14 protein-coding genes and 1 pseudogene are annotated in these 17,042 nt (G+C 71.8%); 8 read left to right on the top strand and 7 right to left on the bottom strand.

The genetic code is table 11. From position 1 onward, the window contains the following. Positions 1 to 56 precede the first annotated feature (56 nt). From ACF09K_RS32055 to ACF09K_RS32065, 3 genes are read right to left on the bottom strand one after another with little or no spacing between them, the layout of a single operon-like run. Entirely contained in the window at positions 57 to 722 is a 666-nt protein-coding gene (locus ACF09K_RS32055) for a VWA domain-containing protein (protein ID WP_392248835.1), read from the bottom strand. A 37-nt stretch (positions 723 to 759) separates the two neighbouring features. Beyond that, complete coding sequence (locus ACF09K_RS32060) at positions 760 to 1,254, bottom strand: hypothetical protein (protein WP_392248836.1); 495 nt, start codon at positions 1,252 to 1,254, stop codon at positions 760 to 762. Beyond that, entirely contained in the window at positions 1,251 to 2,783 is a 1,533-nt protein-coding gene (locus ACF09K_RS32065) for a hypothetical protein (RefSeq protein ID WP_392248837.1), read from the bottom strand. Before ACF09K_RS32065 ends, ACF09K_RS32060 begins: the two co-directional genes overlap by 4 nt. A 314-nt stretch (positions 2,784 to 3,097) precedes the next feature. On the opposite strand from ACF09K_RS32065, the gene ACF09K_RS32070 reads away from it, so the two are divergent. After that, complete coding sequence (locus ACF09K_RS32070) at positions 3,098 to 3,670, top strand: tellurium resistance protein (RefSeq protein WP_392248838.1); 573 nt, start codon at positions 3,098 to 3,100, stop codon at positions 3,668 to 3,670. A gap of 45 nt (positions 3,671 to 3,715) precedes the next feature. On the opposite strand, the gene ACF09K_RS32075 is transcribed toward ACF09K_RS32070, so the two are convergent. Together ACF09K_RS32075 and ACF09K_RS32080 are read right to left on the bottom strand one after the other, a co-directional pair. Then, positions 3,716 to 4,231, bottom strand: a complete 516-nt coding sequence (locus ACF09K_RS32075; protein WP_392248839.1) for a hypothetical protein — start codon at positions 4,229 to 4,231, stop codon at positions 3,716 to 3,718. Between the two features lie 369 nt (positions 4,232 to 4,600). Further along, positions 4,601 to 4,873, bottom strand: a complete 273-nt coding sequence (locus ACF09K_RS32080) for a hypothetical protein (RefSeq protein WP_392248840.1) — start codon at positions 4,871 to 4,873, stop codon at positions 4,601 to 4,603. A gap of 1,099 nt (positions 4,874 to 5,972) precedes the next feature. Between ACF09K_RS32080 and ACF09K_RS32085 the strand changes: the two genes are divergently transcribed. The 4 genes from ACF09K_RS32085 (at position 5,973) to ACF09K_RS32100 (ending at position 13,488) form a co-directional block, all read left to right on the top strand. Continuing rightward, complete coding sequence (locus tag ACF09K_RS32085) at positions 5,973 to 7,367, top strand: hypothetical protein (protein WP_392248841.1); 1,395 nt, start codon at positions 5,973 to 5,975, stop codon at positions 7,365 to 7,367. Between the two features lie 63 nt (positions 7,368 to 7,430). Further along, positions 7,431 to 10,559, top strand: a complete 3,129-nt coding sequence (locus tag ACF09K_RS32090; RefSeq protein ID WP_392248842.1) for a helicase-related protein — start codon at positions 7,431 to 7,433, stop codon at positions 10,557 to 10,559. Next, positions 10,556 to 12,406, top strand: coding sequence for a DrmB family protein (gene drmB / locus ACF09K_RS32095; RefSeq protein ID WP_392248843.1), 1,851 nt, complete (start codon positions 10,556 to 10,558; stop codon positions 12,404 to 12,406). Before ACF09K_RS32090 ends, drmB begins: the two co-directional genes overlap by 4 nt. Continuing rightward, the gene (locus tag ACF09K_RS32100) at positions 12,403 to 13,488 is read left to right on the top strand and encodes a DNA helicase (RefSeq protein ID WP_392248844.1); all 1,086 of its coding nucleotides are present in this window, start codon (positions 12,403 to 12,405) and stop codon (positions 13,486 to 13,488) included. Before drmB ends, ACF09K_RS32100 begins: the two co-directional genes overlap by 4 nt. A 145-nt stretch (positions 13,489 to 13,633) precedes the next feature. Here the strand turns inward: ACF09K_RS32100 and ACF09K_RS32105 are convergent, their stop codons facing one another. Next, positions 13,634 to 14,434: an N-formylglutamate amidohydrolase gene (locus tag ACF09K_RS32105; RefSeq protein WP_392248845.1), complete on the bottom strand. Its 801-nt coding sequence runs from the start codon at positions 14,432 to 14,434 to the stop codon at positions 13,634 to 13,636. Positions 14,435 to 14,829: 395 nt separating this feature from the next. Here ACF09K_RS32105 and ACF09K_RS32110 point away from each other — a divergent pair, with 395 nt between their 5' ends. Continuing rightward, a complete protein-coding gene (locus ACF09K_RS32110; RefSeq protein WP_392248846.1) occupies positions 14,830 to 14,994 on the top strand; it encodes a hypothetical protein in 165 nt (54 codons plus the stop codon). Then, on the top strand, positions 14,994 to 15,320 hold the full coding sequence (locus ACF09K_RS32115; protein WP_392248847.1) for a protein kinase: 327 nt from the start codon (positions 14,994 to 14,996) through the stop codon (positions 15,318 to 15,320). The genes ACF09K_RS32110 and ACF09K_RS32115 overlap by 1 nt, the downstream gene beginning before the upstream one ends. Positions 15,321 to 15,626: 306 nt before the next feature. On the opposite strand, the pseudogene ACF09K_RS32120 reads toward ACF09K_RS32115, so the two are convergent. Beyond that, positions 15,627 to 16,256 (bottom strand): annotated as a pseudogene (locus ACF09K_RS32120) (DEAD/DEAH box helicase); the annotation flags it as partial. A gap of 324 nt (positions 16,257 to 16,580) precedes the next feature. Between ACF09K_RS32120 and ACF09K_RS32125 the strand changes: the two are divergent. Further along, positions 16,581 to 17,003 carry a WXG100 family type VII secretion target gene (locus tag ACF09K_RS32125; protein ID WP_392248848.1) on the top strand — a complete coding sequence of 141 codons (423 nt, stop codon included), beginning with the start codon at positions 16,581 to 16,583 and terminating at the stop codon, positions 17,001 to 17,003. The last annotated feature ends 39 nt before the right edge of the window (positions 17,004 to 17,042 follow it).

The raw sequence follows: 17,042 nt of genomic DNA on the forward strand, positions 1-17,042 counted from the left end.
CGACGGCTGCTCGGCGGAAGCTGAAGCCACCCACTCTTCGTCACTCATCGGGCCGCTCACAGCTTGTCCAGGGAAAGGCTGGTGAAGCCGGGCACCTGCTCCTCGACCTGGAGGTCGAAGCCTTCCCCGCCCTGAGCGGCCATGCCGGTCGCCGAGCTGACGATGGATCGGGTGATACTCGCGGCGAACTCGCGCAGCGCGACAGCCGGGGAGACGGAGTCGTCCCGCTGGATGAACGCCTTGAAGTTGGCCACCTCGGAGATGGTCGCGACGTCGGCGTCGCTGATCCCGAACGCGATGATCTTCGGCGCGTAGCGGAACCCGTTCAAGTCGTCGAGCGCGGTGCGCCAGCCCTCGTCCGTGGGGATGCCGTCGGAGAGGAAGAACACCACGGGCCGGTACACGTCGTGGCCCTCCGCCTTGAGCGCGACGACGTCCTTCTCGATGGTGTCCTTCAGCAATCGGAAAACGGCGCCGAAGGAGGTCACACCGCCCGCCGACAGGGACGGCAACTGCGTCAGCTCACTCAGGTCGGCGAGCGGCTGCAGCACGGAGGCCTGGGTGGAGAAACCGATGAGCGCGAAACGGGTCTTGTCCGCGACACTCGGGTTGGTGCTGATCTCGTGGTGCAGGTCAGGCAATGCCGAGTTGATGGCGTCCACGCCGTCACCGGCCATGGAGCCGGATTCGTCGCACACCATGTAAAAGGGAAGGATCTGCATGGATTGGCTCTCCTGAGCTCTTGAGACGGCGTGGCCGTCAGCGGGTGTAGAAGTAGATCTCCAGATCGGCCGAGCCCGAGGGGCCTTTGCTCCAGAAGTCCCGTGTCGTCGCGTCGGTACACATGTCCGGCCGCGCCTTCCGCAGCGCCTCGTTCACCTTCCGCGCGTACGCCTGGCCGTCACCGGGCTCCGGTGCCTGGCCGAAGGTGAGGACGAAGGCGGCTTCGCGTTCCTCGTAGCGGGCGGTGGCGGCACGGAGCTGTTTCACCATCAGCGCGGTGTCGCCGACCGCCGCGGTCAGGTGGATCTTCACCGGCTTGCGCGCCACCGACCGCGGTCCCGTCGGCGTCCGACTCGGTTCGGGAGAGGGCTCGACGGCGGCCGGCTTGGAGGGCTTGGCGGCGGCCTGCGCGGCGAGCGGGTCACCGCGGTCTCCCATGGACACCAGGGCGAGCACGAGCAGCATGTCGGCGAAGAGCCACCCGGCCAGGTGGAGCGGTGTGAACCGGAAACGTCTTTTCAACGGGCTCACCGGTCCGGTCCGATCCCGACCCGCAGCTTCTCGGCCTGCCGCAGCTCGCTCTCCGCGCGCCGCTCGGCTGCCTCAGCGCCTTTGCGAGCCGTCTCCGCCTCGTTGCGCGCGGTCTCGGCCTCGGTCCGGGCGGTCTCCGCCTCAAGTCGAGCCGCCTGCGCCTCGATCCGGGCCCTCTCCGCTTCGCCCCGTGCCGCATCCGCCTCGATCCGGGCCGCCTCCGTCTCGCGGAGCGCCCGTTCCAGGGTGTCGGCGACTGCGACGAAGCGGTCCGTCGCCTCCTGGACGGCGCGGCTGCGTGCCTCGATGCCGAGCAGGGCCTCCCGCGACGCCTCGGCGGCCTCACCGGTCCGGTCGGCCACCGCGCCGAGGTCGTCGAGCAGACGGCCGTTGACGTCCGCGACGACCTCGATGCCGGTGGTGAATCCGCGCTGGGAGGCGGCCAGCACGGTCAGGGAGTCCTCGACCTGCCGGGCCGCGTCCGACAGCGCGCCCCGCACGCGGTCACCGTTGTCGCCGACCGCCGTCTCCAGCCTGTCCGTTGCGCGGGACAGGACGTCGCGCATGTCGTCGCCGGCCGTCCTCAAGTCCTCCAGTGCCTTGTCCAGGACGCCGGTCTGCCCGCTGACGGCGTCGGCCAGACGGCGGCCCGCCTGCGCCAACGGGTCGTCCAGGCCCTGGACGGCGGCCTGAATGGCTGTGCCGCTGTCCCGGACGGTCTCCTCGATCCGCAGCACCACCTGCTCGATCGGCCGTACGTACGACTCCGCCTGGACGAGACGCTGCTCCGCCTTCTCCGAGGCCTCGCTCACCAGCTCGGCCGCTCGGCTGAGCGCCTCCTGCGTGGTGATGGCCTTGGAGTGCATGCGCTGCAACCGGCCGGCCGCCGAGTTGAGCTCCGCCGCGAAACGCTGCGGCGAGGCCACCCGGTGCTCGTTGAGCGAGAGTTGCGCACGTGTGAGGACCGGGAGCAGGCGTCCCAGAGCCGCACGGGCACGCTCCCGTACCTGCTCCTCGCGACGTTCCGCGCGGGTGCGTCGGTAGCCGTGCACGATCGTGAGGGCGAACAGCATCACCAGGGCCAGACACCCGAACACGGCGACGTGGCCGAAGCGGTACGCCTCACTCAGGCGGCCGTCGAACCCGGACTGCCACAACTGCAGGAAAGGCCGGCCGGCTGCCTTGGGGTCGGCCCCGGTGAGCGCCCCGTAGGCACTCGACGCCTGCCACAGGCCGAACCACGTGAAGAGCAGGGGCAGGAAGACCAGGGCTCCCAGAACCCCGTCCAGCGCGGAGTCGAGCCGCTCCCCCCGACCGGTGTCCGCCGGCTCGGCGATGCTCTCGGGCCGGGCGAAATGGGCCATCAGATCGAGATCGGCCCATGCGTCGAGGGCGTGCATGTCGATGGAGTCGAGTGCCTGGGCCAGCCTGCGCAGTTCCTCGGCGCGCGGGGCGAGAGCAGGGTCCTGCGCCGCGTCCTCGAGGTGACGCGCGGTCACCCCTTTGTCGATGTGTGTCCCGGTGAACATTTCCCACCCTTGCCCGGTGATGCCGGGACTTCGTACAGGTCCGAGCGCGACGAGAACAGGGCGACGACGCGCCGCACATGCCCCCGTTGTGCGAAAGAAGTGAAGGGGATCTTCACGTCACCTTCACCAGCTGGGCAATAATAGATGACGATCACGTGATGTCGACGGCGTGGCGCAACATGGTTGCGCCGGTTGTTGAGGTATAGGGGTGTTCATTGAGCGGGGACGGCAGGCGGCGGACGGTCATCGACCTCACCGGAGGTGTGGTCGCCGGCACAGGAGCACGGACGCGGTGGGAGGTACCGGCGCGTCCGGTGGACCTCACCGGGCGCGCGCCGCGCGCCGAGATCACGGGCCGGGGCGTCATCCAGCTGAACCTCAACTGGTCGGTCACAGCCGAGGCCGACCTCGACCTCGGCTGTCTGGTGCTCACCCGCGACGGAGCCGGCACGGCGGTGCAACCGCTCGGCGCGCAGTTCGGCGACCTCGACTCCTGGCCCTACGTCGGTCTCGACCAGGACGACCGGACCGGCGAGACCTCGGACGGCGAGACCCTCCGCATCAGCCTCGAACACCGGCACCGGTTCGCCAAGCTGCTCGCCTACGTGTACATCTACGAGGGCGCGGCCGACTTCCGCACCCTCGGGGGCGTCGTCACCGTCAGTGCCCCGAACGGAACCTGGCGCATCCACCTGGACGATTCCCCGGCCGGAGCCACTTCGTGTGCCATCGCGCTGCTCACCCCGGGGCAGGGTGCCGCCACCCTCGAACTGCGGCGCGAAGTGCGCTGGTTCACCGCCGAGCCCCTCCTGTCGAACCAGGAACTCATCGACCGGGCCTACGGCTTCGGCTTCGACTGGGTGCCGGGCACCAAGTCGCCCCTGTAGGCGGGTGCCGTCGAGAGCCGGCTCGTGGCCTTGCCGTGGCGCCCGTCAGGAGTAGGACCAGCGCCAGCCGTTCGACCTGTACGTGCACGTGATCCGAGCGCCGCTCGCGGTCGTCGTCGAGGCTCCGTGGTCACCGTTCCTGCAGTACTGCCCCGCCTGGTAGCAGTTGCCCGCGTTGGAGGTGATGGAGCAGGTCCCGGAACCGCTGTCGCTGCTGCCGCCACCGGTGCCGGTGCCGGAACCGGCGGCCGCCCGGGCGGTCCTGGTGACGGTGACGGTGGGGCCGGGGGTCGTGACCTTCTTGGTCTTGGTGACCGTGGGGGCGGCCTTCGGCTCGGCGGTGACGGTGGCCGTCGTCGTCACCGTGGCCGTCGCCGTGGCTGTGACGGTCGGCACGGGCTTGGCGGCCAGCGCCTGGGCGGCGTTCACCTCGTCCTGCGCGGACTGGGTGCCGCCCATCGCCCCCAGGGCGAACAGGGCGGCGCCGACGGCCCACAGCCTCTTGCGCTTGCGCAGCGGTCGTATGTCGGACGGGCCCTGCGGGCGGTTCTGCGGGTTCACGGTCTCTCCCGGGGGCGGTGCGGAGGCGGGCGCACGGCGGTCCGGGCGCACGGGTGCGGCCGGGCCGGTCACCCGGTGGTGAACGGGAGCATGGCGTATGTGTGTTAGCTACGTCAACACGCAATTTTTCATGGATCCGTGTACGATCGTCGATGTGGGCCGTCGAGGGGGAACGAGCGTGCCGGCCGCGCGTCGGCCGCGTGGGCGGCGGACAGGCCGTCGGTGATCTGCGCGCCGATCGCGGCCATCCGGGAGACGGGCAGCTGGGACCCCCCTCGGTGAGGTCACGCAGCGTCTCGCCGTCCGGGAAATCCATCGCCGGGTACGGCAGTCAGCCGTCCTGGCTGACCCCCTCGGTGACGAGCCGGGTCAGGTGAGGTGTTCGAGGCGGCGCATGATGCGGACCTCGCGGGCGAAGCGCTCCGCCGACCTGGTGTCCGAGCCGGTGTCGATCAGCGCGCCCGGGCGGCGGCGCAGGATCGTCTTCACGGCGACCTGCCGCCCGGCACCGCCTTCCGGGGCTCGGCGGTCCTCGGCCCGGTGGGCTTCCCCCACGTCGTCCTTGCCGATGACCTGTCCGATGCGGAGCCTGCCATCGATCAGCTCCTGGCCCGCAGCCGCCCCTTTTCCTCGTTTCGCCACCGTGTGCGAGGACTTGTCCGCCCCCTCCGGTGGGTGCCCGCGCTTGTCGGCGTCGTTCCAGATGCGCCGCTTCCGACACCGTACACGAAAGGGTCGGTTTTGACGGGATTTGCCTCTGTTGACGGCGCTAACGCATCGAAGGTAGCTTTCCATGTGTCGCCGCGTGGGGAATCTGCACATGCACGCCGACATTGACTCGCGTCGCGGTGAAAAGGTTGTGTGGGGAAATGGGAAAAGCGTGAATCCGCGTGTCGCGCTCGCGCGAGGGCTGCTGGCGAGGTATGAGGGCGCCGAGGGCCGTGTGACGTCCCGGGTCGTGGAGGGTGTCGTACGGCTGGCGGGGCTGAGTGCCCGAGAGGCGGCCGAGCTGCGGGCCGTGGTCGATGTCCAGCTGGACGCGGACGGTGCGGCGAAGAGGGATTCCGGGCCTTCCGAAGCATTCGAGGGACCTCCGAAGAGTCCGAAGAGCATGTCCTCCGTGGCCGCCGGGGAGAATTCGGCTTCGGTGACGCGACCGCCGTCGGACACGAAGGAGGTGCTCCGGGCCGCTGTGGAGCCCGCGGCGGACTGGGACCGTGCCCGTCGGTTGGCCAAGGAACCGCCGAGCCAGGCGTGGCTCGCCGAGTACGCGCTTGCCGCCGTGGGTCGTCGGAGTCTCACGGAACTCATCGGGCAGCCCGCCTGCGAGGCGGTCCTGCGTGTCGCACGGAACCGGGAGCCTGCGGATCACTCGGTACTGGCGGCACTCGAAGCCCTCCGTCGTGTGTGGGACGGGGTGGCGAAAGCAGGTCTGCGCCCCGAGGACTTTCTCGATCGGCCCGCTGAGGCGCTCAGCGGTGCGACACCTCGCTCCTTCCTGACGATCAGGCCGCTGGTGCGCGCGGAGTCACGGGTGGCCGTACGCAACGCGCTGCGCGAATTCGCCATCGCGACCGGGCTGCGTGCGAAGCCGGTGCGGGAGGTGGCAGGGCCGAAGGGGGGTCCGGTCACGGGACGCGCGAAGGAGGCACGGCCTCCCGGCACGGAGGCGCGGCCCGGAACGGCCACCCGTGGGACGCCCTCCGCCGACGCGGATGCGACCGCGGCAGAGCAGACCCCGGTGCGCACAGAATCGTCTCGGGGCGGACCTTCGGCGCGGGTCGGCGCCCGGGAGACCGGTGCCGCCGGGAGGCCGCAGTTCACCGCTGACTGGGCCAAGGCCGCGGCGCTGGTCCGGCCGCCGTTCGGCGGGGACGTCGCCTGGCTCGCCGAGTACGCGCTGCTGGCCGTGGGACGCCTGCAACTGGGAGCGCTGCTCGGTCCGTCCGCCGCCGACGCCGTGGTCCGCGCCGTACGGCAGCGGGGCATGCTGAACCACCACGTGGTCAAGGCGCTCGAAGTACTCGAAGGCGTCTTCGACACGGTGAAGGAACTGGGGCTCAGGCCCGAGGACTTCTTCGAGCGGTCTGCCGAGGCACTCCTCGGAGAGACCCCGCGGACGTATCTGACCGAACGGTCCCTGGTGCGCCACGAGTCGCGTCTCGCCGTCCGTGCCGCCTTGCGGGAGTTCGTCGACGTGCAGGCGCACCGGAACGAACCGGAGCCGGCGGTCACCGAAGCGAGCACGCCCCGGGAGACCCGGACCGGCACGGAGAAACCCGCGGCACAGCCTGCCCCGGACGTAGACCAGTCGCTCGCCGAGGCCCAGGCCCGGCATGAGGCCGAGCTTGCCCGGCTCGCACGGGAACACGAACACCGGCTCGCGGAGGAGCGAGGCGCCGCCGCCGAGCACCTTGCGGCTGTCCGGGCGGAGGCCGAACAACAGCTCGCCGCGATGGAGGAGGAGCTGCTGGACCGCGCGGACCGGGCCGCGGAACGACGTGAGCAGCGTGTGCGGCGCCAGGCCGAGGAAAGCCTCGCGCGTCTGAAGAAAGAACACCACGAGGCGTACCAGGCGCTGTTGCGCAGGACCGAGCGTGCGGAGGAGGCCGCCCGGCAAGAGGAGGGCGCCGAGGAGCGGACCCAGGCCCTGGAGCTTCACCTGCGCCAGTACCGCGAGGGCGCCGAATCCCGTATCGCGGAACTCGAGTCACTGCTGGCGCGGGCCCGGGCGGCCGTCACCGAACGCGAACGCGCAGCCGAAGCGCGGGCCACCGAGCTGGAGACCCGCGTGCGGAAGGCCGAGGCGGCCCTCGACGAGCGCGAACGCGCCGCCGCGTCGGCGCGGGAGGAGTACCGCCAGGGTGCCCAGGTGCGGATCGCCGAAGCGCAGGCGCGGCTGCGCGAGGCCGAGGCGGCCGTCGCGCAGCGGGACCTGTTCGTCGAGGAGGCCCGGCGGCGTGCCGAGGAGGCCGAACAAGAGGCGGCCCGACGCATCGACCGGAGTCAGCAGGACGCCTGGCTCCGCATCACCGATCTGCAGACACAGCTCGACGAGGCCCGGGCACAACTGGCCGCGGCGCAGGAAGCGAACCGCAGCCGTGGCTCCCTCCGGAACCGCTGGCGCCGGTCCTGAGCCCGCCAGCCGCCCACCCGTCCCCTTCTCCTCTCCTCCCCTCCCGAGAACACCAGGAATGCCATGGACCCCAGACAGGAACTCGTCTCCTACCTGCGGCGGCAGCTCGTCGGTCCGGTCCACGGCGACGACGAGACGCTCGACGCGCCGCCCGACCGGCAGTACCTCATGGGCACCCTCTACCCGCAGGAAGCCCACCTGCAGGGGCAGTTGGACCTCGCCAAGGAGGAGTTCGACGGGGCCGGCACCGAGCGGGGGGCCGAGGACACCGCACCGGCGGGCGACCCCGTGCCGGAGTCGAACTCCTGGTTGCCGTCCTCCCTGGGATTCAGCTTCTACACCGACGCCGAGACCCTTGAGGTCGAGTGCTCCGCCGCCCGCTACCTGACCCGGTCACGCAGCGGTCAGCGCGGCCGGACGTGGCAGCGGGTCGTGCTGCCGACGGAGACGCACCTCCTCGGCTCCGGCCGGGACCAGGTCTCCGTGCTGGACGGGCGGGCCGAAATCCGGCTCAGACGAAGGGACTTCGGCAACGGGAAGCTCGTCACCGTCGCCCTCGTCAACACGGCCCGGCACGACCCCGCCCTCGGCAGGAACGCCCACTGGGACGGAATGCTGTTCCAAGTGGAGCTGCGGGCACGGCCCGTCGACGGGCGAGTGCTCCAGTACCCGAGCGTCCGCCTGGCCAGCAGGGACCCGGAGGAGCAGGAACTGCGCCTGCAGTACCGGCATGTGCGCACCCACGCCGTCGGCCATGGATGCGCCGTCGAGGAACTGCGGGACGGCGACGGGCAGGTGGTGACGGGCCTGCGGGCGGCCGTCATGCCCGAAGCGGAGGTCACGGGCGTACGAGCCGCCGGACTCACCGACACCCCCGTGCTCAGCCTCGTCCACCTCGCCGACCCGGCCGTATCCGCCGACCAACTCCATGAAGAACTGGCCGGGTTCGCCTCCGCCTACCGAGCCTGGTACGTCGGTCAGCTCGACACCGGGGTGCCCGAGTGGGGGCGCGAGGCCGCGGAGCGCGTCCTCGGACGGATCGGCGCCGCCGTCTCCCGCATCGAGTCCGGCGTCCGCACGCTCTGCGACCCCCGGCGCCCAGAACTGCTGCACGCCTTCCGGGCCGCCAACCACGCCATGGCGCTGCAGATGCGGCACTCCGCCGCCGACCTGGCCGGCACCCGGCGTCCCCGCCGTGACGACGGCGTACCGCCGGACCCGCAGCCGTACGCGGACGCCCGATGGCGCCCCTTCCAGCTCGCGTTCTTCCTGCTGGCCGTCGACGGCGCCGTCGACCCCCGGCACCCGGACCGTGCCGTCACGGACCTCATCTGGTTCCCGACCGGTGGTGGCAAGACCGAGGCGTACCTGCTGCTGGCCGCGTTCGTGATGGTGCTGCGCCGGGGCGAGCCCGACGGCGCGGGCACCGCCGTGCTCAGCCGGTACACGCTCAGCCTGCTGACCACACAGCAGTTCCAGCGCGCCGCGACGACCGTGTGCGCCCTGGAGTCCATGCGCCGGGCCGACCCGGGCGCCTACGGTGAGGAGCCGTTCTCCATCGGGCTGTGGGTCGGCGAGGCGACGACCGCGAACAGCTACGAGAAGGCGCGCCGCGACTTCGCCGACGTGCGGCAGGCCGCGACCCCCGACGACGTGTTCATCCTGGACCGCTGCCCGTGGTGCGGCACGCGCATCCTGCCCGCCCACAAGTCGCCCGACATCGGCGACTACGGGGTGCGTGCCGCCGTCGACTCCTTCGCCTTCTTCTGCCCGAGGGACGCCTGCCTCTTCCACGACGAGCTGCCCGTGGCCGTCGTGGACGAGCAGCTGTACGACCGTCCGCCCACCTTCGTCCTCGGCACCGTCGACAAGTTCGCCCGCCTCGCCTGGGAGCAGCGGGCGGGACGGCTCTTCGGCGCCGGCACCGGGAACCGGCCGCCGTCCCTCGTCATCCAGGACGAGCTGCACCTGCTCACCGGCCCGCTCGGCACCACCGTCGGCCTCTACGAGGCCGCCGTCCTCGGGCTGTGCACCGCGCCGGACGGCACCGGGCCCAAGGTCGTGGCGTCCACCGCCACCATCCGCCGCTCCGGCGAGCAGGTCCGTGCCCTCTACGGGGGAGACGTCCAGCTCTTCCCGCCCGCCGGACTCGATGCCCGCCACTCCTACTTCGCCGAGCCCGACACCTCCCGGCCGGGCCGCCGCTACGTCGGCGTCATGGCCCAGGGGCACACCGCCGGCCGTGCCTCCGTCGCCACCGCCGCCGCCCTGCTCCAGGGGGCATGGGAACTGCCCGAGGAGCACCGGGACGCCTACTGGACCCTCGTCGCCTACCACCACAGCCTGCGCGAACTGGGCCGCACGGTCACGGCAGCCGCCGACGACATCCCCGCCCAGCTCGCCGGACTCGATTCCGGCAGCGGCGTGCGCCCCCTGCCGGACCAGCAGGTCGAGGAGCTCACCAGCAACCTGCCGCGCTCCGAACAGCCTGTGCTGCTGGACCGGCTGGAGAAGCGCTGGGACGACACGAAGACCGTGTCCTTCCTGCCCTGCACCAACATGTTGTCCGTGGGCGTCGACGTGAAGCGGCTCGCGCTGATGCTGATGCAGGGTCAGCCCAAGACGACCGCCGAGTACATCCAGGCCACCAGCCGCGTGGGCCGCCACGCCGTTCCCGGCCTGGTGGTGACCTTCTTCAACGCCACCCGGCCCAGGGACCGTTCGCACTACGAGACCTTCGACGTGTACCACCGGGCGCTGTACCGGCACGTCGAGCCGACCAGCGTCACCCCCTGGTCCGCGCCCTCCCGCCGCCGCGCCCTGCACGCCGTGCTCGTCGTCCTCGTACGGCACCGGCTCGGACTGGCGGCCGAGAACCAGGCCGGACGGATCCTCGAGCGGACGCACGAGACGGAAGCACTCGTGGACGAGTTGGCCGCCCGGGCCGAAACCGCCGAACCGGGATCCGGCGACGCGGTACGCGAGGAGCTCGCCGGGCTGCTCGGCGACTGGGAGGACCTCGCGCGCCAGGCCCGCAAGGACGGCCGCGAGCTGTACTACCGAAGTCAGGGCAAGGGCCAGACCAACCTCATCAAGAGCTTCGAGCAGGTCCACGGCCTGTGGGAGACACCCAACTCGATGCGCAACGTCGACCGGGAGTGCCAGGTGACAGTGAAGGGAGCCGACCTGTGAGCCGCACACTCCGGGTACGCCAGTCGCAGACCGTGGTGCCCTTCGGGGCCGGGGCCGTCTTCGACGTCCAGGGCGAGTCGTTCGTCGCCACCGGCATCGGCGACTGGCCGTCCCACGGCAGGCAGCCGGTCGAGGCGGCCCGGCTCGCGGACCGCCTCGGTGTCTCCGGCTTCTACGCCGCACCCGCCACGGCCAACGACCGTTTCGACGTCGCCGATGCGCCGGGAGCGCCGTACGTCCGCTTCCCCTCCTGGTTGTTCTGTGGGGCGTGCCGACGGATGAAGCGGTGGCGGATCGCCGACGAGAAGCGCGGCCAGGCACCCCGCTGCCCGTCCTGTTCGCCCGCACGGACGCTGGCGCCGATGCGGTTCGTGCAGATCTGCCAGGCCGGGCACCTCAGCGACGTCGACTGGTGGTTCTGGGCGCACTCACGGCGCGACGGAGGCGAGCGCCGGCAGTGCGGGGAGCGCGAGAAACTGCGGTTCCTCGTCTCCGAAAGGGCCTCCGGCCTCGAAGCGCTCTCCGTCGCCTGCACCGCGAAGGGCTGCGGCGCCGTCCGGGACCTGCTCGACGTGCTCGGCACCCACGGCATGCGCTGTTCGGGACGCAACCCGTGGCAGCGTGCGAGCGAGGCCGTTCAGTGCCCGCGCCCCGTGCAGATCGTGCAGCGCACGGCCGGCAACCTCTACTACCCGATCGTGCACTCGGCGCTCGACATCCCCGAGACCGACGTCCCCGCGCACGCCGACGACGCGCTCGCGGACCAGGTGCGTGAACACCACCTGTGGGTGTCGCTCTGCCGGGACGCGGCCTCACCGCGCGCCGCCCTGTTCCGGCAGATGATCCAGGAGGACACGGGAGCCGACGACGCACTGCTGGACGCACTCCTGGCCGAGGAGACGGGCGGCACGAGCCCGACCGCCACGACCGCCGCTCACGAGGGCTCCGCGCGGCCCGACCTGAGCCGGGAGGAGTGGGCCGCCTTCATGGCGCCCGCCCCGCCCGCCACCCGTGACTTCGCCCTGCGCGAGACCACGCTCGGCCTGGCGGGGGAGACTGCCGAACCGTGGGCGGGGCTCGCCCGCCGCTTCGGCCGCGTGGTCCTCGCCGACCGGCTCCGCGAGGTCCGCGCCCTGTCCGGCTTCACCCGGGTCTCCCCGGACGCCACCGTCGTCCCCGCCGACACCTCCCGGCGCCTGAAGTGGCTGCCCGCCGTCGAGGTCTTCGGCGAAGGCGTCCTCCTCACCCTCGACCGCGACGCGCTCGGGGAGTGGGAGGCGCACGCGGAGGTGCGCCGACGCGTCGCCGGCATGCGGGCGGACCTCGACCGCTCGTTCCAGAAGGACCGTCTGGAGAGCGTGACCGGGCCCGGGCTCGCCCCCCGCTTCGTCCTCCTGCACACCCTCGCCCACCTCCTCATCCGCCAGCTGTCCTTCGAGTCCGGGTACACGACCGCGAGCCTGCGCGAACGGATCTACGCACGCCCCGAGCAGGACCAGTACGGCATCCTCGTCTACACCGCCGCCGGGGACGCCGAGGGCACCCTGGGCGGACTCGTCCGCCAGGGCGAGCCCCCGCGACTGGCCGAGACGCTGCTGCGGATGACCGAGGCGGCCGCCTGGTGCTCCGCCGACCCCCTCTGCGCGGAACACTCCGGGCAGGGTTTCGGCAACCTCAACCGGGCCGCCTGCCACGCCTGCGCCCTGCTCCCGGAGACCAGCTGCGAGGCCGGCAACTCCCTCCTGGACCGCGTTCTCGTCGTCGGTGGTGAACACGTCCCCGGCTACCTGCAGTCCCTCGTCACCGCGGCCCGCGCCGCCGCGGCAACCGCCCTGGAGCAGTCGTGACCGTCACCTACCTCGACCTCGACCCCGACCAGCGGGCCGGCCTCGACGCCCTGCCCTTCGACGGCAACCACCTGGTCAGCGGCCCGCCGGGCAGCGGCAAGAGCGTCCTGGCCGCACAGCGGGCCGTCATGCTCGCCCTCACCGGAACACCGGTGGTCCTGCTGACCTACTCGAACCTGCTGCGCCAGTCGCTCGCCGGGACGGTGCACACTCTGGGGCCCGCGGACCGCTCGGTCCGCGTCACGACCGCCCACCGCTGGCTCGCCGAGTGGTACGGCGCCGCACCGCCCGGCGGCGGCGACGGCTGGTACGACTGGGACGCCCTCTTCAACCGCGCCGCGGACCCCGCGGCGGCCACCGGCCCGACCCTGGTCGTCGACGAGGGCCAGGACCTCCCCCCGGAGTTCTACCTGCTGGCGCGCATGCTGGGGGCCCGCACGACCGTCTTCGCGGACGAGTGCCAGCGGCTCACCGACACCAACTCCACCCTCGACGAGATCGCCCGCAACCTCGGCCGGTGCACCCGGCACGACCTCGGCGGCAACCACCGCAACACCGAGCAGATCGCGGCCTTCGCCGCGCACTTCCACACCGGCCCCGGCACACCCGCCCTGCCCGGCCGCCAGGGACCGCCGCCGCGCCTGCACCGCTTCCACGAGCGGGGCGTCGCGGACCTGCTGGTCCTGCTGGCCGAGACCCAGCCCAAGAAGAGCATCGGGGTGATCGCCGCTTCCAAGCACACCCAGTTCTCTCTGCTGGGCAGCATCCAGAGACGGGCGCCGCGCCTCAAGCCCCAGTTGTACACGTCGGAGTCGAAGGGCAGCCTGTACCGCAACCTCGACCTCGGCCGGCCCGGCATCGTGATCGTGCACCGCCGCAGCGCCAAGGGGCTGGGGTTCGACACGGTCGTCATCCCCGACACCCACGAGGACGCGGCGACCGACCCGAGCTCCGCCACGCTGCGGATGTCCTACTACGTCATGGCCACCCGGGCACGGCAGGAACTCCACCTCGGCCATGAGGGGGAGTCGGAGCCGCCGCTCCTGGCCCGGGTGAATCGCGGGGATCTGCAAAGGGGGTAGGAAGCAGGCAGGGGGTAGGGAGCAGACATGCGCCTTGGCACGTCCCGGGAGCCGGCTGGAAGTCGGCCGAGGGCCGGGCCCCGGTGCGTGGTTCAGTGCCCGGCGGACGCGGTCGTACCGCTCTCCCGCCGTGCCCAGGCAGTACTCACACCGTGCTCACCGCGTCGACCAGCTCCGCGAGCGCGTCGGCGAGGGTGTCCAGGCCGGGGCCGGCCGGGCCGCCCGGTTCGGTCATGTAGACGTCCCGGCGGATCTCGACCATCAGGGCGCCGACCCGCGGGTCCTTCCCGTAGTGCGCCAGCGGGACGTACGTGCCGGCGAAGGGGCTGTTGATCCCCGTACCGCCGAAGCCGGCGAACGCCCGCTCGGCGGCGAGCCGCAGCTCCTCGGGGGTGTGGAAGTCGTCGCTGCCCAGGCAGACGGGCGGGCGCGGGCCGTCTCCGTGCAGTTCGTAGGGCAGGGGCGCGGTCGGGTACGAGTGCACGTCGACGATCACCGCCCGCCCCACGGCCGCCAGCCGCTCCGTCACCGCGGCGGTCATGGCGGCGGCGTACGGCTCGAAGTACTGCTCCACGAGCGACCGCCCGTCGTACCCGGCGGGGCGCAGCTCCTCCCGGTGCGTGGTCCGCGTGTACACCGCTCCCATGCCGACCGACAGCATCTCCTCCCGCTCGTCCGGGAACCGCTCGGGGTCGACGACCAGCCGGGACAGCCGGTTGACGAACCGCCAGGGCGTGGTGGCGCAGCGCGCCGCGGCGGCCGCCGCGATCTCCGCCGTGTGCGAGTCGGTGATGTGGTCCAGCTCCTGCTCCAGGGCGGCGTCGTCGAGGACGATGCCCTGCCGCACCGGCGCCGGCACCGCCCGCGAGGAGTGCGGGACGTGGAGGATCACGGGGGAGCCGGGGGCTCCGGGGAGGAGCTGGTAGGAGGCTGTCGTGTCGTTCATCTGGAGTGTCCTCGCTGCGAGTTGCCGTGGATCGTGCGTCGGGGGCGAGCGCGCCTCCCGCCCGGTCGGCCGGACGCGGGAACCGCGCCGTCCGAACGCATATGATCATCGTGTACGCACCCTCTTCGCGTCAAGCTGTTAAACAACGCTTTCGCGTGAGGTTGGCCTTTCGGACCCCGACGCTCGCGGAACCGCCTCCGGGTACGGTGCCCGACGCACGGCACACGTACGTGGTGGGCCACGGGGGGACTCACCGGAGGACGTGGACGTGGAGCAGTCCGCTGCGGGCAGGATTCCGCGCGGCAGGTACCGGCAGGTACCGGCTGGAACGGATCCTGGGCCGAGGGGCGATGGGGCACCTCTGGCAGGGGTCGGAGACTTATCCGGAGCGCCCCGTGGCGGTCAAGACCGTCGCCGCGGACCTGCCGGCCCTGACCGACCGGCGCGGCACCGCCCTGGCGCGCTTCGAGCGGGAGGCCAAGGCCGCCGCCCGCCTGGCCACGCCAACATCACCACCGTATGCGACGCGGCCGTCACCGAGGACGTCTGCTGCCTGGTGATGCAGCTCGTCGACGGAACGACCCTCGACAACGTCGTCGACGGCGCCGACGACGGACGCCTGCCCGTGTCGGCCGCGGTCTCCGTGGCCGCGCAACTGTGTTCGGGACTGTCCGCCGCCCACGCGGCCGGCCTCGTGCACCGCGACCTCAAGCCCCAGAACGTCATGGTGTCCGCCGGCGGTCTGGTGAAGATCCTCGACTTCGGTCTGGTGAAGGTGCTCTCGGACACCGACCCGCGGCTCACCGTGACGGGTGAGACCCTCGGCAACGTCTCCTGCGCCTCGCCCGAACTCCTGGCCGGTGAACGGCCGTTAGACGACCGTTAGACGGCCGCAGCGATCTGTGCGCGGTGGGGTGCCTGCTGCACCACATGCTTACCGGCCACCCTTCCTTCCGCGGCGTGGGGCCTGCCGAGCTCATGACCCGGCACCTCACCGCACCCCCGCCCCGGTTCGCCGACAGCGGGGTCGAGGTCCCGGCCGCCCTTCAGGCCCTGTCGCACGCGCTGCTCGCCAAGCGTCCTGAGGACCGACCCGGCGACGCGGTTGGAGGTGTACGCGGCTCTCGCCCCGTACCTGCCCGCCCCCGGTGCGGCGCTCGCGACCCGCAGGATGCCGCCGGAGGATCCCCGGCGGCCGGTCCTCGGCCCGCTGGAGCAGCAGGTCGAGCATCTTGTAGTTGGTGATCAGCACGTCGGGTGGGGACAGCCGCATCTCCTCGCGCCGGGTCATCACTCGCCGGAAGTCGGTGTCCGGCTTGTCGCCGATGTAGAGGCCGGCTGTCACCTGGGCCAGTTCGGGCTGCGCGAGGGAGTCGCCGACGCGGCCGGCCCGGTCGGTGGCGAGCGCGTTCATCGGGTACAGCAGGACGGCCTTCACCCCGCGCCGGCCCAGCGCCTTCTGCCGCCGGCAGTGGTCGAGTACGGGGATCAGGAACGACTCGGTCTTGCCGGACCCCGTGCCGGTGGTCACGAGCGTCGGCTCGGCGGCACCCCGGTAGGTGCTCAGCCGCTGCCACGCCCTCGCCTGGTGCCGCCACGGCGTGAACGCCGGCTGCCACTCCAGCGCCGACCGCCAGGTGTCGTCGGCGGGGTGGAACGGTGTCCTGATCCGCAGGTACGGTCCCCGGAAGATGCCGGTCTCCGGGTCCCCGAGGAACCGCTCCAGCGCGAGGCGGGTGTCCTCGTCGGCCAGCGCGTACGTCGTCGTGAGGTACTGCGTCAGACTGCCGCGGAGCTGAGCGGCGGCCAGGGTGGGCTTCACGAGGACCTTTCGGACAGGACAACTGACGGGACCGCCGCGCGCCCCGCGCCGTGACGGGCGGCGAGGGCGTCGTGACGATCAGCGTCAAAAACAACGCCCACCTCGGACATCGGTACCCACCTGGTCGAATCCCGGACGCCGGACGCGCGGCACGGACGGGACGCGGGTGCCCGGTGACGCCCATGGCCGAAGATGCCGTGCCTGCCCGTCGACGGCTCTTCCACGGGCCCGCCGCCGGGCGTCGGCTCGGGAAGAGCGCGAGGTTGGGATCACCCTGCACACACGGTTTGCCATGCCGAAGTCGCGGGGGCGGAGGTACGAAGCATGGGTGTAGGGGGAGCAGGCGCGGGCCAGGAGGGCGGCGTCGATCTGAAGGTGTCGGGCCAGGACCTCACCCGACTGGCCGACGACCTCGACGACATGCAGGATCACCTGGACAAGCAGGTCAGGCGGATGGACGCGATCGTCGACCGCGTCGAAGCGGGTTGGCGAGGGCCGGCGGCCACGGCGTACCGGGAGTTCCACCGGGCGGCGGCCGAGGACGCCGTACGCATCCGTGAAGTGATCCGGCACATCGAGCAGGCCGTCCGTCTGAGCCGGGACGGCTTCACGGAACAGGAACTCGAGGTGATGGCCCAATTGCGGGCGATCACGGTGGACATCGACAGCGAGGTCGACAAGCTGTCGACACCGAACCCGGAGGCCACCGGGCCCGTCCCTCCGCGCAGCAGCCTCGACTCCTTCTGACGGCTCCTCCGACAGCCCCTACGGCGACCGCGACGACAT

Source organism: Streptomyces sp. NPDC014882, assembly GCF_043081325.1.
Taxonomy (GTDB): domain Bacteria; phylum Actinomycetota; class Actinomycetes; order Streptomycetales; family Streptomycetaceae; genus Streptomyces.